The sequence below is a fragment of the Sphingobium sp. TCM1 genome (assembly GCF_001650725.1).
GTDB lineage: Bacteria > Pseudomonadota > Alphaproteobacteria > Sphingomonadales > Sphingomonadaceae > Sphingobium.
Genome location: NZ_LXVX01000012.1, coordinates 75,442 through 96,501, shown reverse-complemented (window position 1 = coordinate 96,501; position 21,060 = coordinate 75,442). Strand labels below are relative to the sequence as shown.

General features: G+C 65.9%; 23 protein-coding genes. 12 read left to right on the top strand and 11 right to left on the bottom strand.

Annotation, left to right across the window (positions count from 1 at the left end):
• Window positions 1-6: 6 nt before the first annotated feature.
• Complete coding sequence (locus tag A7Q26_RS09440; protein ID WP_066859138.1) at window positions 7-696, bottom strand: anti-sigma factor family protein; 690 nt, start codon at window positions 694-696, stop codon at window positions 7-9.
• The gene (locus tag A7Q26_RS09435) at window positions 693-1,181 is read right to left on the bottom strand and encodes an RNA polymerase sigma factor (RefSeq protein WP_066859137.1); all 489 of its coding nucleotides are present in this window, start codon (window positions 1,179-1,181) and stop codon (window positions 693-695) included. The genes A7Q26_RS09440 and A7Q26_RS09435 overlap by 4 nt, the downstream gene beginning before the upstream one ends.
• Window positions 1,182-1,270: 89 nt before the next feature.
• Here A7Q26_RS09435 and A7Q26_RS09430 point away from each other — a divergent pair, with 89 nt between their 5' ends.
• Together A7Q26_RS09430 and A7Q26_RS09425 are read left to right on the top strand one after the other, a co-directional pair.
• Window positions 1,271-2,521 carry a S8 family serine peptidase gene (locus tag A7Q26_RS09430; RefSeq protein WP_066859136.1) on the top strand — a complete coding sequence of 417 codons (1,251 nt, stop codon included), beginning with the start codon at window positions 1,271-1,273 and terminating at the stop codon, window positions 2,519-2,521.
• A 99-nt stretch (window positions 2,522-2,620) separates the two neighbouring features.
• Window positions 2,621-3,247: a hypothetical protein gene (locus A7Q26_RS09425; RefSeq protein WP_066859135.1), complete on the top strand. Its 627-nt coding sequence runs from the start codon at window positions 2,621-2,623 to the stop codon at window positions 3,245-3,247.
• An 85-nt stretch (window positions 3,248-3,332) separates the two neighbouring features.
• On the opposite strand, the gene A7Q26_RS25860 is transcribed toward A7Q26_RS09425, so the two are convergent.
• From A7Q26_RS25860 to A7Q26_RS09415, 3 genes are all read right to left on the bottom strand, one after another.
• Entirely contained in the window at window positions 3,333-3,506 is a 174-nt protein-coding gene (locus tag A7Q26_RS25860; protein ID WP_232313742.1) for a hypothetical protein, read from the bottom strand.
• Window positions 3,507-3,716: 210 nt separating this feature from the next.
• Complete coding sequence (gene ctrA, locus A7Q26_RS09420) at window positions 3,717-4,424, bottom strand: response regulator transcription factor CtrA (RefSeq protein WP_066859134.1); 708 nt, start codon at window positions 4,422-4,424, stop codon at window positions 3,717-3,719.
• Window positions 4,425-4,703: 279 nt separating this feature from the next.
• A complete protein-coding gene (locus A7Q26_RS09415; protein WP_066859133.1) occupies window positions 4,704-5,597 on the bottom strand; it encodes a LysR family transcriptional regulator in 894 nt (297 codons plus the stop codon).
• A 128-nt stretch (window positions 5,598-5,725) separates the two neighbouring features.
• Here A7Q26_RS09415 and A7Q26_RS09410 point away from each other — a divergent pair, with 128 nt between their 5' ends.
• Window positions 5,726-6,445, top strand: coding sequence for a pirin family protein (locus A7Q26_RS09410; RefSeq protein WP_066859132.1), 720 nt, complete (start codon window positions 5,726-5,728; stop codon window positions 6,443-6,445).
• Between the two features lie 117 nt (window positions 6,446-6,562).
• Window positions 6,563-7,162, top strand: a complete 600-nt coding sequence (gene wrbA, locus A7Q26_RS09405; RefSeq protein WP_066859131.1) for an NAD(P)H:quinone oxidoreductase — start codon at window positions 6,563-6,565, stop codon at window positions 7,160-7,162.
• 124 nt (window positions 7,163-7,286) lie between these two features.
• Here the strand turns inward: wrbA and A7Q26_RS09400 are convergent, their stop codons facing one another.
• Window positions 7,287-7,493 (bottom strand): hypothetical protein, encoded by a 207-nt coding sequence (locus A7Q26_RS09400; RefSeq protein WP_198162892.1) that lies wholly within the window; start codon window positions 7,491-7,493, stop codon window positions 7,287-7,289.
• 146 nt (window positions 7,494-7,639) lie between these two features.
• On the opposite strand from A7Q26_RS09400, the gene A7Q26_RS09395 reads away from it, so the two are divergent.
• Together A7Q26_RS09395 and A7Q26_RS09390 are read left to right on the top strand one after the other, a co-directional pair.
• On the top strand, window positions 7,640-8,095 hold the full coding sequence (locus A7Q26_RS09395) for a carboxymuconolactone decarboxylase family protein (protein WP_066859130.1): 456 nt from the start codon (window positions 7,640-7,642) through the stop codon (window positions 8,093-8,095).
• Window positions 8,095-8,955, top strand: coding sequence for a sigma-70 family RNA polymerase sigma factor (locus A7Q26_RS09390; RefSeq protein ID WP_066859129.1), 861 nt, complete (start codon window positions 8,095-8,097; stop codon window positions 8,953-8,955). The genes A7Q26_RS09395 and A7Q26_RS09390 overlap by 1 nt, the downstream gene beginning before the upstream one ends.
• 87 nt (window positions 8,956-9,042) lie before the next feature.
• Here the strand turns inward: A7Q26_RS09390 and A7Q26_RS09385 are convergent, their stop codons facing one another.
• A complete protein-coding gene (locus A7Q26_RS09385) occupies window positions 9,043-9,597 on the bottom strand; it encodes a hypothetical protein (protein WP_066859128.1) in 555 nt (184 codons plus the stop codon).
• Between the two features lie 98 nt (window positions 9,598-9,695).
• On the bottom strand, window positions 9,696-10,646 hold the full coding sequence (locus A7Q26_RS09380; RefSeq protein WP_066859127.1) for an acyltransferase family protein: 951 nt from the start codon (window positions 10,644-10,646) through the stop codon (window positions 9,696-9,698).
• 69 nt (window positions 10,647-10,715) lie between these two features.
• Here A7Q26_RS09380 and A7Q26_RS09375 point away from each other — a divergent pair, with 69 nt between their 5' ends.
• The 4 genes from A7Q26_RS09375 (at window position 10,716) to A7Q26_RS09360 (ending at window position 13,493) form a co-directional block, all read left to right on the top strand.
• Window positions 10,716-11,393 carry an RluA family pseudouridine synthase gene (locus A7Q26_RS09375; RefSeq protein ID WP_066859471.1) on the top strand — a complete coding sequence of 226 codons (678 nt, stop codon included), beginning with the start codon at window positions 10,716-10,718 and terminating at the stop codon, window positions 11,391-11,393.
• Window positions 11,380-11,784, top strand: a complete 405-nt coding sequence (gene arfB, locus A7Q26_RS09370; protein ID WP_066859126.1) for an alternative ribosome rescue aminoacyl-tRNA hydrolase ArfB — start codon at window positions 11,380-11,382, stop codon at window positions 11,782-11,784. Before A7Q26_RS09375 ends, arfB begins: the two co-directional genes overlap by 14 nt.
• A 44-nt stretch (window positions 11,785-11,828) precedes the next feature.
• Entirely contained in the window at window positions 11,829-12,314 is a 486-nt protein-coding gene (locus A7Q26_RS09365) for a GAF domain-containing protein (RefSeq protein ID WP_066859125.1), read from the top strand.
• 147 nt (window positions 12,315-12,461) lie between these two features.
• The gene (locus A7Q26_RS09360; protein WP_066859124.1) at window positions 12,462-13,493 is read left to right on the top strand and encodes an RcnB family protein; all 1,032 of its coding nucleotides are present in this window, start codon (window positions 12,462-12,464) and stop codon (window positions 13,491-13,493) included.
• Window positions 13,494-13,522: 29 nt separating this feature from the next.
• On the opposite strand, the gene A7Q26_RS09355 is transcribed toward A7Q26_RS09360, so the two are convergent.
• From A7Q26_RS09355 to A7Q26_RS09345, 3 genes are all read right to left on the bottom strand, one after another.
• Window positions 13,523-16,039, bottom strand: a complete 2,517-nt coding sequence (locus A7Q26_RS09355; protein ID WP_066859123.1) for a sensor domain-containing protein — start codon at window positions 16,037-16,039, stop codon at window positions 13,523-13,525.
• Between the two features lie 117 nt (window positions 16,040-16,156).
• Window positions 16,157-16,975 carry an arginyltransferase gene (locus A7Q26_RS09350; protein ID WP_066859122.1) on the bottom strand — a complete coding sequence of 273 codons (819 nt, stop codon included), beginning with the start codon at window positions 16,973-16,975 and terminating at the stop codon, window positions 16,157-16,159.
• Window positions 16,976-17,089: 114 nt separating this feature from the next.
• On the bottom strand, window positions 17,090-18,337 hold the full coding sequence (locus A7Q26_RS09345; RefSeq protein ID WP_066859121.1) for a threonine ammonia-lyase: 1,248 nt from the start codon (window positions 18,335-18,337) through the stop codon (window positions 17,090-17,092).
• Window positions 18,338-18,435: 98 nt separating this feature from the next.
• On the opposite strand from A7Q26_RS09345, the gene A7Q26_RS09340 reads away from it, so the two are divergent.
• Both A7Q26_RS09340 and A7Q26_RS09335 read left to right on the top strand, forming a co-directional pair.
• Window positions 18,436-19,305, top strand: a complete 870-nt coding sequence (locus A7Q26_RS09340; protein WP_066859120.1) for an NAD(P)-dependent oxidoreductase — start codon at window positions 18,436-18,438, stop codon at window positions 19,303-19,305.
• Window positions 19,302-21,032, top strand: coding sequence for an amidohydrolase (locus A7Q26_RS09335; RefSeq protein ID WP_066859119.1), 1,731 nt, complete (start codon window positions 19,302-19,304; stop codon window positions 21,030-21,032). The genes A7Q26_RS09340 and A7Q26_RS09335 overlap by 4 nt, the downstream gene beginning before the upstream one ends.
• Window positions 21,033-21,060 lie beyond the last annotated feature (28 nt).

The window sequence follows — 21,060 nt, the reverse complement described above, 5'->3', positions numbered from 1 at the left end:
ACACGGTCAGCGCCATCCGCCCGCCTGCGCCGCCCGCTCGCCGGCGGTATCCACCGGCGCACCGTCGATCAGCGCATCGACGGTCGCCATCACCCGCGCATCAGCCGAGGACGCCTGGCGATAGGCCGTCCCCTGCCCCGCGCCCGGCAGCGCCTGCTGCACCTGCCATCCTTCACCCTGACGACAGGCGACGCCTGCCAATGCACCGTCGAAACTGCGGCACCAGCCGCCGCCCTTGCGCCGGAAGCTGACGCCGATGCGGATCGCGACGCCATCCTGCGCCGACGCCAGTTGCGTGTCGAGCGCGGCGGCCAGCGGACCTTGTGCCACCATCACACCATCGAGCAGACCGATTGGTCCTGTCCCCTCGCCCGTCATGCGGCCGATGCCAAGGCCGAGCAGGAGGCTGGCGGCGATCGCACCGCCCATCGCCCAGTCACGCCAGCGCGGCGCCGTGCGCGTGATCGGGGTCACGCGTTCGCCGTCGGTCAGCAGGGCGCTGAACCGTTCGGGCACCGGCTCTTCCGCGACGGGCAAATAATGGCCGGTCAGGCGCGCGCGCAACCGCAGGTGCAGGTCCAGCCGCGCCGCCAGTGCCGGATCGTCCGCCACCGCGCGTTCGACGCGTCGGCGATTGACCTCGTCCAGTTCTCCGTCGACCAGCGCGATCAGCATGGCTTCGTCGATCCGGTTCATGCCGCTTCTCCCATCAGTTCGATCAGCGCGCCGCGCCCGCGCACCAACCGCGAAGTCAGTGTCCCCATTGGGATACCCAGCACCTGCGCGGCCTCCTTGTATGACAGCCCCTCCACCAGCACGAGCGCGATGGCTTCGCGCTGTTCCTCCGGCAGGGCCTGCATCGCCCGGTCTACATCGGACAGGGCCATATGTGCCTCGATATCGCGGTCGCCGGCATGGCCGATGTTCGCGCCCGCCTCTTCGGGGGCGAAGGTCCGGGCGGCGCGCTGCCGCGCACGCGCCTCGTCGATCCAAAGATTGCGCATGATCCGGTACACCCAACTGTCGAGACGGCTGCCCGGCTGCCACTGATCGCGCGCATTCAAGGCACGCTCCAGCGCCGCCTGGCACAGATCGTCGCCGTCGGCGCGGTTGCGCGACAGGCTGGCGGCAAAGCGCCGTAACCTGGGGAGTATCGCCAACAGGTCGCGCTCGAACGACATCAGGTCTCCGTCTCTTGTTCGCTGGATGAAACGCCCTTCCTCGACCGTTTCATCCCCGATGAGAGAAGACAGATGGAAATTTTTTCGCAATGGATGATTTTGCGGGTGAAGGGACTGGTGAGACAGAGATGAAATTGACGCGCCCCTGGATGATCGCGGGGCTGATCCTGATCGCTCCGGAAGGCCAGGCCCAGTTATTGCCAGACGTCGGACGAGCGGTGCCCGACCTGCTCGGACGGGTCGAGGGCGCAGTCGACGCAACCGGTATCGAACGCCTGTCCCCCGACCGTCTTGCCGGACGGCTCGCAGCGATGCGGGCGACGCGCCTAACCAGTTTGCTGCGCGACCATGGCGACCGGGTCGAACTGGATGATCGCCGTGCGCCGGCCCGGCGTGGCATCATCCTGCTGACCGGCGCCGATGCGCCCGCGCTGGCGGCGCTGCAGGCCGCTGGCTATGGGGTGGAACATGAGGTGGTGAAGGGGTTGGACCTGCCCTTGGTCCGCCTCACCGTGCCGCAGGGCCGCAGCCTTGCACGAGCGCTGCGTGAGGTGCGCAGGATCGCCCCGCGCGGGCAGGCCAGTGCGGACAATCTCTATTTCCCCAGCGGCTCCACGCGCGCGCCCACCCGCGATGCGCTGGCGGGCGGCCAGATCGAGGGGCGTGCCGCCGGATTGATCGACGGCGGCGTCGCGCGCCACCCCGCCCTGACCGGCGCGATCGAGCAGCGCGGCTTTGCGCAGGGGGCGCCCCGCGCCAGCGCCCATGGCACCGCCGTCGCCTCGCTCATCAGCGGTGCCGGCATCGTGAGGGGGGCCGCCCCTGGGACGCCGTTGCTGGTCGCGGACGTCTATGGCGATGATCCGGCCGGCGGCGGCGCCTTCGCCATCGCACGCGCCCTGGGCTGGATGGCGGCGCGCGGCGTGCGGGTGGTGACGGTCAGCCTGGTCGGGCCTGCCAATCCGCTGTTGGAGGGCGCGATCCGGCTTGCGCGGGACAAGGGCGTGATGGTGGTCGCGGCGGTCGGCAATGACGGGCCTGCCGCCCCGCCTGCCTATCCGGCCTCGTACCCCGGCGTGATTGCGGTCACGGGCATTGATGCGCGCGGTCGCCCGTTGCCCGAAGCGGGACGCGCACTGCATATCGATTTTGCCGCGCCAGGTGCGGATATGCAGGCGGCGGACGCCTTTGGGGGCAAGGCGAAGGTGCGGGGCACCAGCTTTGCCGCGCCACTGGTTGCCGGACGGTTGTTTGCCAGGGGCAGCGTAGAAGCACTGAACACCGAAGCGACCAAGGGAAAACCGCCGATCCTGTGCGGATCATGCCGAAATATGAATTGAATTTCCGAGCCTTGCTAAATTTTTCCCGGTTCCGGGATTAAAGCGCCTTCGCCTCCCGTTCTCCTTCCATCGCATCGACACATATCAAGGAGATGAGCGATGAAGACGAAGTTTCTGATTGCCGCCGCCTGCCTTACCGCGCTGACCATGGCGCCCGCTTCCGCCCAGTTGCTGGGCGGCGGGGGCGGCCTGGGCGGATCACTCGGCGGCGCCTTGGGTGGGTCCGGCGGCCTTGGCGGATCGTTGGGTGGTGCGCTGGGCGGAGCCGGCCACCTCGACCGCAGCATCGACCTGGACGATGGGCGCGTGGGCGCCAGCGGATCGCACCAAGGCCGCGCCTCCGCCGAGGGCGCGACGACTCGCAAGGGGAAGACCCGCAGTACCTCGGGTTCGGCCGAAAGCTCCGCCAGCGGCAGTCTGGGGGTGGACACGCTGGGTGTCAGCGACGCGCGCAACGCCGTCGCGCCCGTTCGTGACCGCGCCAGCGACACCGCCGGCACCGCGCGGGATCGAGCGACCGCCATTGCGGAGAACGCCCGATCCCGCGCCACCAACACGGTGACCAACGGTCGCGATCGGGTGGAGAATGTCGCGAGCCAAGGCGCGAACAGCGTCGGTGGAACGCTGGACAATGCGGCATCGATCGACGCCAGCGGGCAGGTTTCGGGCAGCGGCCAGGGAGCGGCATCGACCGGATCGTCCGGCCCGGATCAGGCGGAAGACTGACCCCCGCAGGAGCATGGCTCCGACGCCTGGAACGGGCCGGCGACCTTTCGGGGATCGTCGGCCCGTTTTTTTCGTCAATCGAGCGTCAGCAGGCGGCGGATCGCAACGGTGCCGCCATGGATATGCAGGATGCCCTGCGGTCCGGCTGGTCGGGATCGGCGTTGAAGATATGGAGCGGCACGTCAGGCGCGCCGTCGCGACCGGGGATCGCGCGGATGTCTGGCGTCGCGACAGGACCGGGATAGTCGATCGGCGGCACATGCCGGCACGGATCGCCGGGAGGCTTTCATGGCTGAGATCGAGTTCGGGCAGAAAGTCGAGGACGGGGGCGCTTTTCGGGTCGATCAGGTGGCGGGTCGTCATGGCCTCTGCCACCTGTTTACATTCCTACTGCCCTCGTCGCCGCGACGGAAAAGGCCGGCGTCCTTGCGGACCCCGGCCTTTCCACCCCCTCAAACCGTCCCTGCGATCAGGCGACCTTCGCCTGCTCCTCCAGGATTTCATCCGGATCGCGCAGCACATAGCCGCGACCCCAGACCGTCTCGATATAATTGTCCCCGCCACAGGCCAGCGCCAGCTTCTTGCGCAGCTTGCAGATGAACACGTCGATGATCTTGAGTTCCGGCTCGTCCATGCCGCCATAGAGATGATTGAGGAACATCTCCTTGGTCAGCGTCGTGCCCTTGCGGAGCGAGAGCAGCTCCAGCATCGCATATTCCTTGCCGGTCAGGTGGACGCGGTTGCCGTCCACTTCCACGGTCTTGGCGTCGAGGTTGACCGACAGCTTGCCGGTGCGGATGACCGACTGCGAATGGCCCTTCGAGCGGCGCACCACGGCGTGGATGCGGGCGATCAGTTCCTCGCGGTGGAAGGGCTTTGTCACATAGTCGTCGGCACCAAAGCCGAAGGAACGCACCTTGCTGTCCATCTCGCTGACACCCGACAGGATCAGCACCGGCGTCTGCACCTTGGCCGCGCGCAGCTTCTTCAGCACGTCATAGCCGTGCATGTCGGGCAGGTTCAGGTCGAGACAGATGATGTCGTAATCATAGAGCTTGCCGAGGTCGAGACCTTCCTCGCCCAGGTCGGTGGTGTAGACGTTAAACCCCTCGGTCGTGAGCATCAGCTCGATCGCCTTGGCGGTGGTCGGTTCGTCCTCAATCAGCAGCACGCGCATATGAATGCCCCTTTGCGTCGCAGTCCCGTTCACCCCACCAGAACGGCTTCTGCTCCAAATCATTAACCAAAAAACTTCTGAAGGACAAAGGTTAATTTTTCGCTAACCGGCAGAAATCCACGAGTCGCGTCAAAACGAATCTGTTTACAAAGGGTTGAGGCCGAAACGGTCGGCCTTGAGTCAAGACGGATTCACCTGCGAAACGAGCCAGGACGCCGGTTCCGCAGCCAAGCAACCGGCCTGTCGGGAGAATTTTTTTACGGAGGTGAATGCGTGCGGTTAACAGCCGTGATGGCGGGTCAGGAAGTCGAGCAACGCGTCCACCCGCGCCGGCCGCAGGCGCGACGGCGGCGTCACCAGATGCAGGCCGAAGGGCGCCGAGCGCCAGTCGATCAATATTTCCTCCAGTTCGCCGCTTGCCAGCGCTTCCCCGACGATGAAGTCGGGCAGGCGCGCGATCCCGACCCCGAGCCGCAGCGCAGGCAGCATCGCCTCGCCGCTGTTGACCGTGATGCGGCTGCGCACCTGGACCACGACATTCTGCTGCCCGGGCCCGGCAAAGCGCCAGACGTCCGGCGTGGTCACGTTGGAATAGCAGAGGCAGTCATGGGTGCCGAGGTCCGCGGGATGCTGTGGCCGCCCGCGCGCATCGAGATAGGCGGGCGAGGCCACAACATGCATGGTCACGTCCGCCAGCCGTCGCGCGCGCAGGCTGCTGTCGGGCATGTCGGCGATGCGGATGGTCGCATCCAGCCCCATTTCGACGATGTCGATCTTCGCGTCGGACAGATGCAGGTCGACATCGACCAGCGGATGCTCCCTGGTGAACTGCGCCACGAGCGGCGCGACGCGCAGCAGGCCGAAGGTCATGGGAGCGCCAAGTCGCACCACGCCTGACAGTTCCGCCGTCTCGTCGCGCGCGGCCTCCTCCGCCGCCTGCCCTTCCGCCAGGATGCGATGGGCGTGGTCGGCCAGCCGCTTGCCGCTTTCGGTCAGCGCCAGACGGCGGCTGGTGCGGTTGAACAGGCTGGTGTCGAGATGCTCCTCCAGCCGCGTGACCGCCTTGGACACCGTGGCCTTCGATACGCTCAGCGCCTTGGCCGCGTCAGTGAAACTGCGATGCTCGACGACCGCGGCGAACATCGCCCAGGCCTCGAAATCAGGTAGTCGCATCAGGAAACAATCCGTTTCAAAGCTGCTTGTTCAAGAAACGATCTTGATGACTAGATTGACGGAAAGCAAGCGGAAGCATTCGCCTCCGCAACGAACCTTCGGGTTCGACAACCCAGAGGCAAAGACTCATGACGACGACCACTGCGAGCCGCATCGAGCGCCGCCCGTTCGCGTCGCTTGGCCATGCCGACCATGGCTGGCTCAATGCACGCCACCATTTTTCGTTCGCGGACTATCATGACGAAGAGCGCATGAACTGGGGCGCGATCCGGGTCTGGAATGACGACGAGATCGGCCCCCGATCCGGCTTCCCGCCGCATCCGCACAGCGACATGGAAATCATCACCTATGTCCGCACCGGCGCGATCACCCACCAGGACAGCCTGGGCAACAAGGGCCGCACCGCTGCGGGCGACGTTCAGGTCATGTCGGCCGGCACCGGCATCCGCCACGCCGAATATAATCTGGAAGACACCACCACCACCCTGTTCCAGATCTGGGTCATCCCCCGTGCACGCGGCGGCCAGCCCTGCTGGGGCGCCAAGCCCTTTCCGAAGGGCGACCGTTCCGGCCGACTGGTAGTGCTGGCCAGCGGGCATGACGCGGACAAGGAAGCGCTGCGCATCCGCGCCGACGCCCGCCTGCTGGGCGGCACCATCAAGGCAGGGACAAGCGTGACCTATGACAGCGGCGAAGGGCGCCACCTCTATCTGGTTCCGGCGACGGGGCGGATCGAGATTGACGGCCAGACCTTCGAGGCGCGCGACGGCGCAGCGATCATCGGCGGCGCGCCCATCACCATCACCGCGATCGAGGACGCCGAAATCGTCCTGGTCGACAGCATCTGACGCTTTCGGTCCGTCCACTCCCCCTCCCCCCGGACGGACCGGGCCGCCCGCATATCCCCCTCCCTCATGCGGGCGGCCACCCTGCTTTCATCGACGTTCCGACAAGGAGATATGACAATGGCAAAGGTTCTGGTTCTCTATTATTCCTCCTACGGCCATATCGAGACGATGGCCAAGGCCGTGGCCGAAGGCGCCGCCGCCGCCGGGGCACAGGTCGATATCAGGCGCGTGCCCGAAACCGCGCCGCTGGAAGTCGCGAAGAACGCGCATTTCAAGCTCGACCAGGATGCGCCGGTCGCTTCCGTTGCCGAACTGGCGGATTATGACGCGATCATCATCGGCACCGGCACCCGCTTTGGCCGGATGTCGAGCCAGATGGCGGCTTTCCTCGACCAGGCGGGCGGCCTGTGGGCGCGCGGCGCACTGAACGGCAAGGTCGGCGGCGCCTTCACCTCGACCGCGTCGCAGCATGGCGGGCAGGAAACCACGCTCTTCTCGATCATCACCAACCTGCTGCATTTTGGCATGACCATCGTCGGCCTCGACTATGGCTTCCAGGGCCAGATGGGCGTGGACAAGGTGCGCGGCGGATCGCCCTATGGCGCAACTACGCTCGCCGATGGCGACGGCAGCCGCCAGCCGAGCGAGGAAGAACTGGACGGCGCCCGCTATCAGGGTCGCCGCATCGCAGAGACCGCGATCAAGCTGCACGGCTGATCGCTGCGCGCGACGTCATTCCGTCGAGCAGCATGGAAACGGCCTTCGGGTCGCATGAAGGTTGAAAACATGCTGCGGGGCCGGCGCATCGGGACTATGCGCCGGCCCCAATGCGTTTTGGCGTTTATCCCGGCGTCTTGGGCGTGACCCAGACCTCGACCGGGGTGATGAACTTGCCCGGTGCGGGCTTGCCGACGACGACGCGGTCGGCCGTCACCAGCTCCCCATTTTCAAGGTTGAACGACACCCAGGGCTTGGGCATGCGCTCGAACTTCATCTTCTGGATCGGCTGGCCGGTGGCCGTGTTCATGATGGTGGTGATGACTGACATAGGGCGCGCCCGCTAACGCCCGGCGACGCCCTCTGTCCAGAGCCGCAGGCCACGAAAATCGCGTGGGTCGAAAAAATTTCGCCGCCCATGTCACATCCGGCATTGCCGTCTCGTCATGTCAGCAATCGTAACGAAGGAGCTGCATCATGACCGACAAGATCAATCCCTACACCGCCGCGCCGCAACTGATGAAGAGCTGGACGGCCCTGTCGACCGCCGTCGCCGACAGCCTGGAACCGAGCCTGATCGAGCTGGTGAAGATCCGGTCGTCGCAGATCAACGGCTGCGCCAACTGCATCAACATGCACACGTATGAAGCGCGGGAGAAGGGCGAGACAGAACAGCGCATCTACCTGCTTTCCGCCTGGCGCGAAGCCCCCTGCTATACCGAGCGCGAGCGCGCCGCGCTGGCCTGGACGGAGGCGCTGACGGAAATCGCCAAGGGCCACAATCACGAAGCCGCCAGGGAAGCGCTGAACTGGGAGTTCACCGAGGAGGAGCAGGTCAAGCTGACGCTGATGATCAACATCATCAACGGCTGGAACCGGATCGCGGTGGGGTTCAACCTCTGGTACGACATGCCGATGAAGGCGGCAGCCTGATGGAGCGGGGGACGCAGGAGGACGCGGCGGCGCGGTTCGACCCGCTGCGTCCCCGCCTCATCCGCGTCGCCTACCGGATGCTGGGGTCGGTCGCCGATGCAGAGGATATGGTGCAGGAGGCGTTCATCCGCTGGATGGGCGCGGATCGCGCCGCAGTGCGGGAGCCGGAAGCCTTTCTCCGCCGCACCGTGACGCGGCTCTGCCTCGACCAGCTCAAATCGGCGCGGGTCCAGCGGGAAACCTATGTCGGCCCCTGGCTGCCCGAGCCGCTGGTGGAGGAAGAGGAGGAAGAGGACGATGTCGCCCTGCCGCTGATGCTGGCGCTGGAGCGGCTTTCGCCGCTGGAGCGCGCCGCCTTCCTGCTGCACGACGTGTTCGGTTTGGACTTCGAAGAGGTCGCCGCGACGGTAGGACGCGATTCCGCCGCCTGCCGCCAACTCGCCGCGCGCGCCCGCAGCCATGTGCGCGACGCCCGCCCGCGCTACCAGGTTGAGAAAGCCCGCGGCATGGAGATCGCCTCCGCCTTCTTCGCCGCCTCGCGCAGCGGGGACATGACCGCGCTCGGCGCGATGCTGGCGGCCGACGTGAGTTTCCACAGCGATGGTGGCGGCAAGCGACCTGCCGCGATACGGCCGGCGATCGGCTTTGGCCAGGTCATGCAAGTGCACAAGGCGCTGGCGGTGCTGTTCGGCAAATATGGATCGACGCTGCTGCGCACCTGCATCATCAACGGCCTGCCCGGCTTCGTCACCCGCGAGGCCGATGGCGAGGTGCAGACGACGGCGCTGGATATCGAGGATGGCAAGGTCACGGCCATCTACATCATGCGCAACCCCGACAAGCTGCGCCATCTGCATTGAGGATGGGGTTGAGGCGGCGGCGGCCAGAAGCGACCAATGCCGGTCGTTCGCCCGCCATTTTTCCTAATTCGTTACCTGCCGTAGAACCTATTCGTCCCCGATCAAGCGACTACCCGTTTTCGTAGGCGCCGTCCCAAAAGTGATGTCGCCTAATTGCTGCTTCCATATCCTGCCATTGAACGGTTCCGCTTGTGCTGCGGTCATTCCATCAGGGGTTCTAAAAAGAAGAAAGCCGGTCCCGTCATCGGCTTTTGCCAGCGAGCCTACTACCCAACCGGCCTTTTTAATTTCGGTCGCTAACGCTTGCAGCACATCAATTTTTCCGCCCGCTATATACGACCAAGGAGGGCTGATGACCTGATTTGGATCGGCCTCATTCCCGATGAAGCCGAGGTCGATGTCATCTTGGCGTTTTATCTCTGCCAGAACGCAATCGATCTTTTCGTAAGATGCATCGGAGGATGGTTGGAGCCTCACTGAGCGCCCAGTTCCAACCTTCACCCAATCGATCGGGGTTTTGCATTTTCTAGAAATTTCGGCCGGTAGATTTTTAATACTGCCCTCAGGCTCTCTCGCCGTCGCCATTGTGGCGCCGGAAATGATGACCGCAGTAGCCAAGCTAATGCGCCAAACCATTTTCATATTTCTATAATCCATAATGCTCTGGGGCCGCTTTCCAGCATTATAGTGCCGAGAGCCGACGGTCGGCAATCCACCCCATTTCTTGCCGTTCCCTCTGCCTATAGAAATATCCGCCGCAGCGGCGTCACCCGGATCAGGTGGAAGGCGACGAACGGCAGCAGCAAGGCGAGCGCAAGCAGCACGGCCTTGCCCATATAAGGCGTCAGATAATGGACCACCGCGACATGGAGATACATGATCACAAGCGAAGCGCGCCCAATCGTCGCCACCGGCCCGGCGTAAGGCGCGATCAGGGCTGACAGGCGGAAGATCAGGAGCGACGTCGCCACCGCCACGCCGATCGACAGCAAGGGCCAGCCATAGTCGGCGATCTTCATGTTAAGCGTGGGCAGGACGCCGCCCAAACCCAGCACCGCCAGCGCGCCCAGCGGCAGGATCATGCGGTTATGCCAGGGCACGCGCGGCCAGACCGCGCCAACCCAGAGCAGCAGGAACGCCATCGGCACGCTCAGCAGCCCCAGCGGCGACGCGTGAGTCCACCAGCCCAGCACATAGGCGAACAGCAGCATCGGCAACAGGAGCAGTGCCCAGCGCCGGTCCAGCGGATCGGGCCAGCGGTTCAACGCGACGTTGAACAGGATGCGGGCGATCATCAGGCAGGGCACGAACCAGAAGATGATATAGGGGCCGGGCAACCAGGTTCCGCCCAGCAGGATCGGCGCCAGATCGTCCGGCCAGTGACGGAATATCGGCCTTTGCCCCTTGAGCGGCTCGATGATCTGTTCAACGATCAGAAGCAACGCGAGGAAGGCGGCATAGGGCCGCATCTGGCTGGCGATCTGGCGGCGGGTGAAGGCGCCCACCGGCTGCGGGCGCGAGAGCATCCCCGATAGCAGGAAGAAGAGCGGCATGTGGAAGCTGTACATGGCGTCGCGCAGTGGGCCGCGCGTCCAGACATGGCCGATGACGACGGCGATGATGCCGATCCCCCGTGCCACATCGACCCAGTCGAGCCGATATTGCGCCTGTGGCTGCCCCCTTTTATCCATCGCCGTCACGCCCTATAGGATGCGGCGCGTGCGTCAATCGCCCCCCTTCCCTTGATCGGATTTTCCCACTTGGCCCTGCTTACCGACCATGTCCTGTTTATCGATGGCGAGGCGCTGATCCTCGACAAGCCCGCCGGCCTGCCGGTGGACGCGCCGCGCGACGGGTCGATCGCGCTGGAGAACCATCTCGCTTCGCTGACATTCGGATTCCAGCGCTGGCCGTTGCCCGTCCACCGGCTGGATCGCGATACCAGCGGTTGCCTGCTGCTCGCGCGCAATCCCAAGGCGCACAAACGCTTCGCCGCAGCATTCGAGGCCGGAACCGTCGTCAAACGCTATGTCGCGGTGCTCGAAGGCGTGCCGGCGGAGGATGAGGGCACGATCGAACTCTCGCTCAAGAAGGTCAGCACCGCCGCGCAGGGATGGCGCATGATCGCGGCGAAGGCGGGCAAGCCCGCCGTCACCCACTGGCGCAAGCTGGCGGAGAAGGATGGTCGCGCGCTGATCGCCTTCACCCCCGAAACCGGCCGTACCCACCAGATCCGCGTCCATGCCCAGCATGGGCTGGGCTTCGGCATCGTCGGCGATCCGGTCTATGGCGATGGCATGGGCAAGATGCTGCTCCACAGCCGCTTCCTGAGCGTGCCGCGTGGCGACAAGCCCCCGGCGGAGGCGACCGCGCCCTTGCCCGCCACCTTCGTCGCGGCCGGCTTCGGGCCGGAGATACTGGACGATGCCGGACTTTGAGATTCCCGATGATGCGCTGGAAGAGCGCTTCATCACCGGGGGAGGCCCCGGCGGCCAGAATGTGAACAAGGTCGCGACCGCAGTGCAACTGCGCGTCAACCTGTTCCGGCTCGGCCTGCCGCCCTATGCCTATCGCAAGATCAAGGAACTCGCCGGATCGCGGCTGACGTCCGCCAACGAGATACTGATCCAGGCGAACCGCTTTCGCACGCAGGAGGCCAATCGCCAGGACGCGCGCGACCGGCTGGCCGAGATGATCGCCAGGGCGCATGAACGCGACGCCCGCCGCATCGCCACCAAGCCGGGCAAGGCCGCCAAGGCCCGCAGGGTCGACGCCAAGAAGGCGCGCAGTTCGGTGAAACAGGGGCGCGGCAAGGTACGGATGGACTGAGCCATGCTCTGGTCAGAACGGCATCGACCGCCTACATCGGCCGCATGTACGACTTTGCCCCCGATGCCGACGCCGACAAGGCGACCCTGTATGCGGACCTTCTGTCCGCAGCCGATGCGCTGACGCGCGATGAAGCCGATGGGGTCGCCAACATGGCGAACCTGTCCGCGCTGATCTGGCAATATCTTCCCGACCTCAACTGGGCCGGCTTCTACCGGATGGTGGACGGCGAACTGGTGCTTGGCCCCTTCCAGGGCAAGGCGGCGTGCATTCGCATTCCGCTGGGCCGGGGGGTGTGCGGGACGGCGGCGCAAACCGGCGAAACGCAGCTGGTGCCCGACGTCCACGCCTTTCCCGGCCATATCGCCTGCGACGCGGCGAGCGCGTCCGAGATCGTCGTGCCGCTGGTCGTCGATGGCCGGGTGGTCGGGGTTCTGGACCTCGACAGTCCGCGCGTGGCCCGTTTCGATGCGGAGGATGCGAAGGGGCTGGAAGCGCTCGCCGCAAGGATCGCCAGCCGGATCGGCTGACCCCCGTTAGCCCGCCTGCCGCACGCCCCGTTTCGGGACAGGGTGCCGCGGCTGGACGCGTGGATGCAGGCGGATCATCATGCTAAACGACGCGTTAGCATTTTGGCCCGCGCGTCCGCGCGCCGTGGCAAACAGGGAGACTAGATCATGCGGATGGCAACTCTGGCCCTGATCGGCGCCAGCCTGGTACTGACGGGTACGACGACCCCCGCCATCGCCGGCGGCAAGCCGGGCGCGCAGCCGCCCCGCGTCGGGATGGGCGGAACCGCGATGCACCGTTGGGGGCCGCGCCATAATGGACGCTGGTTTGCCGGCTGGCGTGCGCCGGGGGGATGGGGCGCCTATCGCCGTCCGGTCCATGGCTATATCCTGCCGCGCTACTGGATCAGCCCCGCCTATTATATCGCCAATTACGGCGCCTATGGCCTGCCGGCGCCGGCGCATGGCTATGGCTGGTCCCGCTATTATGACGATGCGGTCATGACCGACCGTTATGGCCGCGTCTATGATTACCGCAGCGATGTCGACTGGGACCGCCATGAGGGCGGCTATGACGATCGCTATCCCGGTCCGCCCCGGCGCGACGATGGCGTCGGCGGCGCGGTGATCGGCGCAGTCGTGGGCGGCGTGGCGGGCAACCGCATCGCCGGACGCGGAAACCGTACCGCCGGTACGCTGATCGGCGCCGGTGTCGGCGCGGTTGCCGGCATGGCGATCGACAAGGCGGAGGACGGACCGCGCCACGCGCCGCCCCCCCCGCATCACCGGGGCGCGGACTATGATGACGGCCGGGGTTATGACGACGATGTGGTGGCCCGCCATGGGGACGATGGCGAAAGTCAGTATGACGGCCGCTGGACCGGCACCTGGACCACCGACGACGGCCGCAAGGTCAGCGGCACCTATGAAGGCCGTTTCGAGGGCGACGTGCGCGGCGCGGGTGTCGATTATGACGCGCCGCCCTATGGCCCCGGCCCGCATTGGGGGGCCGGCCCCGCGCCGATGGTGAGCCATGGCGGCGGCTATATCGCCGGGGGCTATTATTATCCCGCGCCGATCGTGACCACCGTCACGGTCCAGCCGGCCGCAACCTCGACCACGACGACCAGCTATGTGACCGAGAAGGTGCGATACCGCACATCGGCGGGCAAAGTCCGCCGGGCCTGCCGCTGCAAATAGGGGGCCGTTGACCGGCGCGCCCGCGCCGGTCAACGGCCGGGAAAGACGGCGGTGAAGGGTTGCGGCCGGCCGAAATGGAATCCCTGGCCGATCAGGCAGCCCCGGCCGAGGAGCAGTTGCGCCTGCTCCTCCGTTTCCACGCCCTCCGCAACCACTTCCATGCCAAAACTGCCGCCCAGCTTCACGATGGCGTCGACGATTGCCGCATTGCCTTCATCCTGCCCGATATTGCTGACGAAGCTGCGATCGATCTTGAGCACATCGACGGGATAATGTTTGAGATGGCTGAGCGAGGCATAGCCCGTGCCGAAATCGTCCAGCGCGACGCGCACGCCGGCTTGCGAAAACTGGCGGAGTGCGATGGCCACCTGATCCGCGCCGCGGCCCAGAAAGACGGTCTCCGTGACCTCGATCTCGACATGGGCGGCAGGGATGTCGCGCCGGTGCAACTGCTCCAGCACGCTGTCGGCAAAGCCCGCCTGGGTGAAATCGGCCGCTGAGGCGTTGATCGCAATCCGGCCCGGATCATGGCCCGAGGCCAGCCATTGGCAAAGGTCGCGCAGCACGGCGTCCAACATGCGCTGGGTCAGCGCAACGGCGATTTCTCCATGGTCGAAGGCCGCCGCGATGCTGGCGGGCAGTTGCACGCCCATGCGCGGGTGCAGCCAGCGCAGCAACGCTTCATAGCCCAGCACCCTGCCGCTGCGCAGGTCGACCTTGGGCTGATAATAGGGCATGACCAGATCGTCGGCGATCACCTGTCGCGCCATGCGCAGCATCGAGCCGCGTTGCTGCGCTTCGGCCCGCAGGCTCGACCGGAACAGCGTCAGACGGCCGCGCCCCGCCGCTTTGGACGCATAGAGGGCCAAGTCCGCCGCCTTGAGAAGTTCGTCTGCCTCTATGCCGTCCTCGCCGAACAGCGCCGCACCCATGCTGACACCGCAGTCGAGCGAACGGCCCTGATGCAGGTGCGGCCTGCGCAACTGCTCGGCCAGTTGCCCACTCCAGCGTTCGAGCGACGCCGCGCTGTCCAGCGACGGCGCGATCAGACCGAATTCGTCGCCCCCCAGCCGACCGAGCACCGCATCGGACGGCGCGACCGCCGCGAGCCGCGCGGCAAAGCCGCAGAGCAGCGCATCGCCCGCATCATGGCCCAGCGAATCATTCGTGCGCTTGAGATCGTCGATGTCGAGCAGCAGCAAGCCGAACCGTTCGCTCCGCTGCACCGCATCGGCCGCCATTTCCTCCAGCCGCGCCTGCCACAGGGCGCGGTTGGGCAGCAGGGTCATCGGATCATGTGTCGCCGCCCAGCGGATACGCTCTTCCGCGTCATGTTCTTCCGTCACGTCGAGAAAAGTGACGATGATCCGCAGCGGCCGCCCCGCCTCGCACCGGGTGGTCCAGCCTGTGCTCTTGATCCAGCGCAACGCACCGTCATTCGCGCGGACGATGCGCAGCGTCGCTTCGAAATGGGGTGGCACGGTGCCCCCCGCGACAGCATCCAGCATGGCGCGCAGACTGTCCCGGTCCCCTGGATGTACCAGCGAAAGCGCGAGTTCGTTGGTTGCGGGCACATCGTCCGCAACGCCCAGCATGGCGCGCAGTTCAGGCGACCAGTTGCGCGTGCCCGCCATCGCGTCGAAATCCCAGATGCCAAGCCGCGCCGACTGGACCGCGAGGCGGAACCGCTCCTCGCTGTCGGCCAGTGCGCTCTGCGCCAGGCGACTGGCATGGACATCCTCCAGCGTGCCGTACCAGCGGATGATCCGGCCCCGATCATCGCGGCGCGCAGCCGCGCGGGCGCGCATCCAGCGAAAGTCGCCATCCCGCAGCAGGATACGATAATCGACGTCGATCGGTTCGCCGCTCGCCAGATGCTCCTGCCACAGGGCCGTCACGCGCACGACATCCGCTTCGTGCAGCGCCGCGATCCAGCCCGTGCCGAGCGCATCCTGCGCGGTCATGCCGGTCAGGTCCTCAAAACGCGGCCCGACCTCCTCGATGCTGCCGTCCGGCGCCGCAGTCCAGGGCACCTGCGGGCTGAGATCGACCGACCAGCGATAATGTTCCCGGCTTTCCGTCAGGGCTGCTTTGAGCGCCATCGTTTCCGACCGGTGGCAGTCCTGAATATCCTCCACCGTCCCGATGAACAGGCTGTTGCCGCCCGATCCCGCCGCGCGCCGCAGCCGGATACGGCACCAGCGACGTCCGCCATCCGCACAGCGCAGGAGCAGCGTAATGGGCGCGGGATGATTGCGCGTCGCCGCATCGAGCAATCGGCGCAGGTCGGCGGGGTCGAACGCGGCGCGCCAGCCATGTCCACGCGGTTCGCCCGCGAATCGCAGGGTCGCACGCCCCTGCTCGGACCGCCAGGCCAGCATGTGACCCCGATGATCCACCACCCAGCGAAACAGGGCCGGCGACAAACGATCGAAAAGGGGCGAATCAAGGAGATTGTTACGGTCGGGAAACAGCGTGTGCGAGGCCCGATCACGGAGCGGAATCAGCCGCGCGTCGTCGAAACGGCGATCAGCAAAGCGATCCACCGCCGTCCTCCAATCCCACTTTCCTCATCCTGCCCATGAGAGGCAGTTAGAGGAAAAAGTTAAACAATTTAATCAACGGCGCACGAAATCTGTCGCAAATGAAGGGCTTTTGCCGAATTATTTGCGCAGGATCGCAGCAAGTTCGACGGGAAGCGGCGGCCCGTCCCGACGCGGCATGTCGCGCAGCGCCTGCTCCTGCTCGCTGGGGTCAAAGCGCACCCAACCGTTACGGCCGAGCTTTTCGAGCGGGCGGTAGCGGACCTTATACTGCATCCGGGTCGACCCGTTCACCCAATAGCCCAGATAGACATAGGGCAGTCCGGCGCGGGCGGCGCGCAGGATATGGTCCATGATGATATAATTGCCCAGCCCCTGCCGGTGCGGCAATTCGGTGTCGAAGAAGCTGTAGATCATCGACAGGCCGTCGCCCTGTCGGTCGGTCAGGCAGGCGCCCACCAACTTGCCCACGCGTCCGTCGACGCCCGGCTCGCGATATTCGATGACATGGCTGTCGACGGGCGTCTGTTCGACCATGTCGGCAAAGTCCATCTCGTCCATTTCGGTCATGCCGCCGCCGGGATGACGGGAGTGGAGATAGCGCTGGAGCAGGGCGAACTGTTCTTCGGTCGACCAGGGCTTGCACGCGGTGACGACCAGATCCTCGTTACGGCGCAGGAGTTTGCGCTGCGTCGCATTGGGCTGGAATTCCTGGGCCACGACACGCACGGACACACAGGCCGAACAATCGGCGCAACTGGGCCGATAGGCGACATTCTGGCTGCGGCGAAAACCGATCCGCCCGAGCGCGTCGTTGAGCTCGGCGGCATTGTCGCCGCTCAGTTCGGTAAACACCTTCCGCTCGCTCTTGCCGGGAAGGTAAGGGCAAGGACTGGGATTTGTGACAAAGAAACGCGGAAAACGGAAAGGCGCAGTCACGCTTTCTCCTCCATCCCTGCTCTGTGTCGGCGCTGGCTCATGGACGGACTATGCCGCTCCGATGCCCGGCTGGAAAGGGCATTTACTACGAAAAATCGGAAGCGGCACGTCCCATTATGCAACCTCGATGGGGGCGACCTCATAGCCTGCCTCGCCCAGCGCCGCGATCAGCCGCTGGAGGTGCGCCCTGTCCCGCGTCTCGCACTCCACGTCCAGGCTGAGACCCTTGGCCGGCAGGTTGGTGAAGATGCGTTGATGCGCCAGTTCGAGGATGTTGACCGCCTCCTGATCGAAGATGCGGGCGACATGGAACAGCGCGCCCGGCCGGTCCTGGAGGATGATGCGCAGCCGCGCCAGGCGGCCCGATCGAGCAAGGTCGCGCAGCAGGACATTGGCGAGCAGGCGCGTATCGATGTTGCCGCCGGTCAGGATCAGGCCGACATTGCGCCCGACAAACTGCTCGCGATAGCTGAGCAGCGCCGCAAGACCCGCCGCCCCGGCACCTTCGACCACGGTCTTCTCGATCTGCAACAGCAGGCTGAGCGCTTCCTCCAGCCGCCGTTCGTCGACCAGCAGGACATCGTCGGCCAGCCGCTCGACGAAGCGGCGGGTGATCTCGCCCGGCTGCTTGACCGCGATACCCTCCGCCAGCGTATCGCCGTCGCAGGGCAGGTCCGCGCCCTTGATGAAATCATACATGGACGGATAGAGTTCGGCCTGCACGCCGATCAGCCGGATGTCGGGCTTCATCGCGCGCGCGGCCGTCGCCATGCCGGAAAACAGGCCGCCACCGCCGATCGGGATGACCAGCGTGTCGATCTCCGGCGCATCCTCCAGCATTTCGAGCGCGACGGTGCCCTGCCCGGCCATGATGTCGGGTTCGTCGAAGGGATGAACGAAGGTCAGCCCCTGCTCCACCTCCAGCTTGCGGGCATGGGCATAGGCGTCATCGAACTTCTCGCCATACTGCACCACGGTCGCGCCATGGCCGCGCGTCTGCGTGACCTTCACGATCGGCGTGGTGGTGGGCATGACGATGGTGACGGGCACGCCCAGCCGCTTGCCATGATAGGCAAGCCCCTGGGCATGATTGCCCGCCGATGCGCCGATTACGCCCTTGGCCTTCGACGCCTCATCCAGTTGCAGGAGGCGATTGAGCGCACCGCGTTCCTTGTAGGCGGCGGTGAACTGGAGATTTTCGAACTTGAGATAGACCTTGCAGCCAAGCATGTCGGACAGCGTCTGGCTGATCAGCGTCGGCGTCTTGACGATCGCGCCGGCAATGCGGGTGCGGGCGGCAAGGATGTCATCGACGGTGACGGGCAGCGGCAGCGCGCTTTCGATCTTGGCTAGCGTGTTCATGGGCACGCCCCCTAGACGAAAATTGCCCGCGAAGAAACTGGCACTGTCGGAAAACTCGCCTTATGGCGGGGATGGACGCACGAAATGTACGAGGCTTGATGGCTAGGATCGCGTTTATCGGCTTGGGAATCATGGGTGGCCCGATTGCGGGCCATCTGGCGCGGGCGGGGCATGATCTGACGGTCTATAACCGCTCCATCGGCAAGGCGAAGAGATGGGCCGAAGCCTATGGCGGCGCGGTCGCGATCAACCCGGCCAAGGCGGCCGAGGATGCCGAGATCGTGATCAGTTGCGTCGGCACCGACGACGACCTGGCGCAGATCACGCTGGGACGCGAGGGCGCGTTCCGGGCGATGCAGCCGGGCAGCCTGTTCATCGACCATACCACCGTGTCGGCGCGGATCGCCCGGCAATTGTTCGTCGAGGGCGAAAGCCGGGGCATTCACAGCGTCGACGCGCCGGTATCGGGCGGTCAGGCGGGCGCCGAGAATGGCCGCCTGTCGATCATGTGCGGCGGCAGCGAACCGGCGGTGGCGGCGGCGAAGATCGTGATGCAGGCCTATGCCGCCCGCATCGTCCATGTCGGCGGCGCGGGCGCGGGCCAGACCACCAAGATGGTGAACCAGATCTGCATTGCCGGCGTGATTCAGGGGTTGGCGGAGGCGATGCGCTTCGCCCAGGCCGCGGACCTAGACCTCGATACGGTGTTCGAGGCGATTTCCGGCGGCGCGGCGCAGAGCTGGCAGATGGATCATCGCTGGAAAACGATGGCGCAGGACGAGTTCGACTTCGGCTTCGCAGTCGACTGGATGCGCAAGGATCTGGGGCTGGCGCTGGAGGAAGCGCGCGCCAACGGAGCCACCCTGCCGGTGACGGCATTGATCGATCAATATTATGCCGATGTGCAGGCCATGGGCGGCCATCGGCAGGACACCAGCGCGCTGGTGCGGAGACTTACCCGAGCATGATCCGATTTCTCTCTTCGAGCGCGCTGAAGAGCGCCGCCCTGGCGCTCGCCACCCTGCCCGCGCTTGCCCCCCTGCCCGCGCTTGCATCGGGCGTGGTCGACAATGTGAACGGCATCGCGATCGACGCGAACGGCAGGATCGTCCGTTTCGGCGCGCTGATGATCGACGACGACGGCAAGGTCGAAAAGCTGATCCCCGGCCGTTACCAGGAACCCGAATACAAGCCCAAGAAGCCCAAGCGCGGCCAGCCCTGGCCCGAACGACCCAAGGGGCCGACGTTCAAGCTGGACGGGGGCGGCAAGACGCTCATCCCCGGCCTGATCGACGCGCATGGCCATGTCATGGGCTATGGCCTGTCGCTCATCACGCTGGACCTGTCGGACACGACATCGCTGGGACAGGCCCAGGAGAAAATCCGGGCCTATGTCGCGGCCAATCCGGGGCGCAAATGGATCATCGGCACCGGCTGGAACCAGGAGGCCTGGGGGCTGGGCCGCTTCCCCACGGCTGCGGATCTGGACGCGGCGGTCGGCGACATTCCGGTCTGGCTGGAGCGGGTCGACGGCCATGCCGGCTGGGCCAACAGCGCCGCCATCCGCGCCGCTGGCGTGACGGCGGCCACCAAGGCGCCGGCGGGCGGGCGCGTCGAGATGGCAGCGGGCAAGCCGGCGGGCGTATTCGTCGACAAGGCGATGGACCTGATCCAGAAATTCGTGCCGCCGCCCGCGCCCAAGGACCGCGACCTGGCACTGGAGAAGGCGCAGCGCGCGCTGCTGTCGATGGGCATCACCGGCATCGCCGACATGGGGACCGGCATCGAGGATTGGCAGGCCTTCCGCCGATCGGCCGATCGCGGCGCGCTGCGCGTGCGGATCATGTCCTATGCCGCCGGCCTCGACAATATGGTGCTGATCGCCGGGCCCGAGCCGACGCCCTGGCTCTATGACGATCATCTGCGCATGGGCGGGATCAAGCTGCTGCTCGACGGGGCGCTGGGTTCGCGCGGGGCGTGGTTGAAGGCGGACTATGCCGACGCGCCGGGGCAGCGCGGCCTCACCATGATCCCCGGAACGCAGCTGCGCAACATCATGAGCCGCGCGGCGATGGACAATTTCCAGGTCGCTGTCCATGCCATCGGCGACGCGGCCAATGGCGAGATACTGGACGCGATCCAGGAACTGAACGACACCTACAAGGGCGACCGGCGCTGGCGCGTCGAACATGCGCAGATCATCGACCCGGCCGACCTGCCGCGCTTCGGACCGCTCGGCGCGATCGCGTCGATGCAGCCGGTGCACGAGGCGTCGGACTGGCGCATGGCGACCACGCGCATGGGCATGGACCGGCTGAAGGGTGCCTATGCGTGGAAGGCGATGCTCGACAATCGCGTGCCGCTCGCCTTCGGCTCCGACGTGCCGGTGGAGAGCCCCAACCCCTTCCCCGGCATCGCCGTCGCCATGAGCCGCGAGGATGCGAAGGGCGAGCCGGCAGGCGGCTGGATGCCCGAGCAGCGGGTGAGTTTCGAGGCGGCGCTGGACGGCTTCACCCGGCAGGCGGCCTATGCGGGCTTTGCCGAAAAGAGGTTCGGCAGCCTGATTCCGGGACAGCGCGCCGACTTCCTTCTGATCGACCGCGACATCAGCAGCGCGCGGCCGGCCGACATCCGCCAGACGCAGGTGCTGGAAACCTGGATCGGCGGCAAGCGGGTCTATGTGAAGGGGCAATAGAGCGGGCTGTTCGGTCAGTGCGCCAGAT

Bases quoted from the DNA above. Each gene is read 5' to 3' on its own strand.
- A7Q26_RS09440 (WP_066859138.1), bottom strand. From the start codon at position 696: ATGAACCGGATCGACGAAGCCATGCTGATCGCGCTGGTCGACGGAGAA.
- A7Q26_RS09435 (WP_066859137.1), bottom strand. From the start codon at position 1,181: ATGTCGTTCGAGCGCGACCTGTTGGCGATACTCCCCAGGTTACGGCGC.
- A7Q26_RS09430 (WP_066859136.1), top strand. From the start codon at position 1,271: ATGGATGATTTTGCGGGTGAAGGGACTGGTGAGACAGAGATGAAATTG.
- A7Q26_RS09425 (WP_066859135.1), top strand. From the start codon at position 2,621: ATGAAGACGAAGTTTCTGATTGCCGCCGCCTGCCTTACCGCGCTGACC.
- ctrA (WP_066859134.1), bottom strand. From the start codon at position 4,424: ATGCGCGTGCTGCTGATTGAGGACGAACCGACCACCGCCAAGGCGATC.
- A7Q26_RS09415 (WP_066859133.1), bottom strand. From the start codon at position 5,597: ATGCGACTACCTGATTTCGAGGCCTGGGCGATGTTCGCCGCGGTCGTC.
- A7Q26_RS09410 (WP_066859132.1), top strand. From the start codon at position 5,726: ATGACGACGACCACTGCGAGCCGCATCGAGCGCCGCCCGTTCGCGTCG.
- wrbA (WP_066859131.1), top strand. From the start codon at position 6,563: ATGGCAAAGGTTCTGGTTCTCTATTATTCCTCCTACGGCCATATCGAG.
- A7Q26_RS09400 (WP_198162892.1), bottom strand. From the start codon at position 7,493: ATGTCAGTCATCACCACCATCATGAACACGGCCACCGGCCAGCCGATC.
- A7Q26_RS09395 (WP_066859130.1), top strand. From the start codon at position 7,640: ATGACCGACAAGATCAATCCCTACACCGCCGCGCCGCAACTGATGAAG.
- A7Q26_RS09390 (WP_066859129.1), top strand. From the start codon at position 8,095: ATGGAGCGGGGGACGCAGGAGGACGCGGCGGCGCGGTTCGACCCGCTG.
- A7Q26_RS09385 (WP_066859128.1), bottom strand. From the start codon at position 9,597: ATGAAAATGGTTTGGCGCATTAGCTTGGCTACTGCGGTCATCATTTCC.
- A7Q26_RS09380 (WP_066859127.1), bottom strand. From the start codon at position 10,646: ATGGATAAAAGGGGGCAGCCACAGGCGCAATATCGGCTCGACTGGGTC.
- arfB (WP_066859126.1), top strand. From the start codon at position 11,380: ATGCCGGACTTTGAGATTCCCGATGATGCGCTGGAAGAGCGCTTCATC.
- A7Q26_RS09365 (WP_066859125.1), top strand. From the start codon at position 11,829: ATGTACGACTTTGCCCCCGATGCCGACGCCGACAAGGCGACCCTGTAT.
- A7Q26_RS09360 (WP_066859124.1), top strand. From the start codon at position 12,462: ATGCGGATGGCAACTCTGGCCCTGATCGGCGCCAGCCTGGTACTGACG.
- A7Q26_RS09345 (WP_066859121.1), bottom strand. From the start codon at position 18,337: ATGAACACGCTAGCCAAGATCGAAAGCGCGCTGCCGCTGCCCGTCACC.
- A7Q26_RS09340 (WP_066859120.1), top strand. From the start codon at position 18,436: ATGGCTAGGATCGCGTTTATCGGCTTGGGAATCATGGGTGGCCCGATT.
- A7Q26_RS09335 (WP_066859119.1), top strand. From the start codon at position 19,302: ATGATCCGATTTCTCTCTTCGAGCGCGCTGAAGAGCGCCGCCCTGGCG.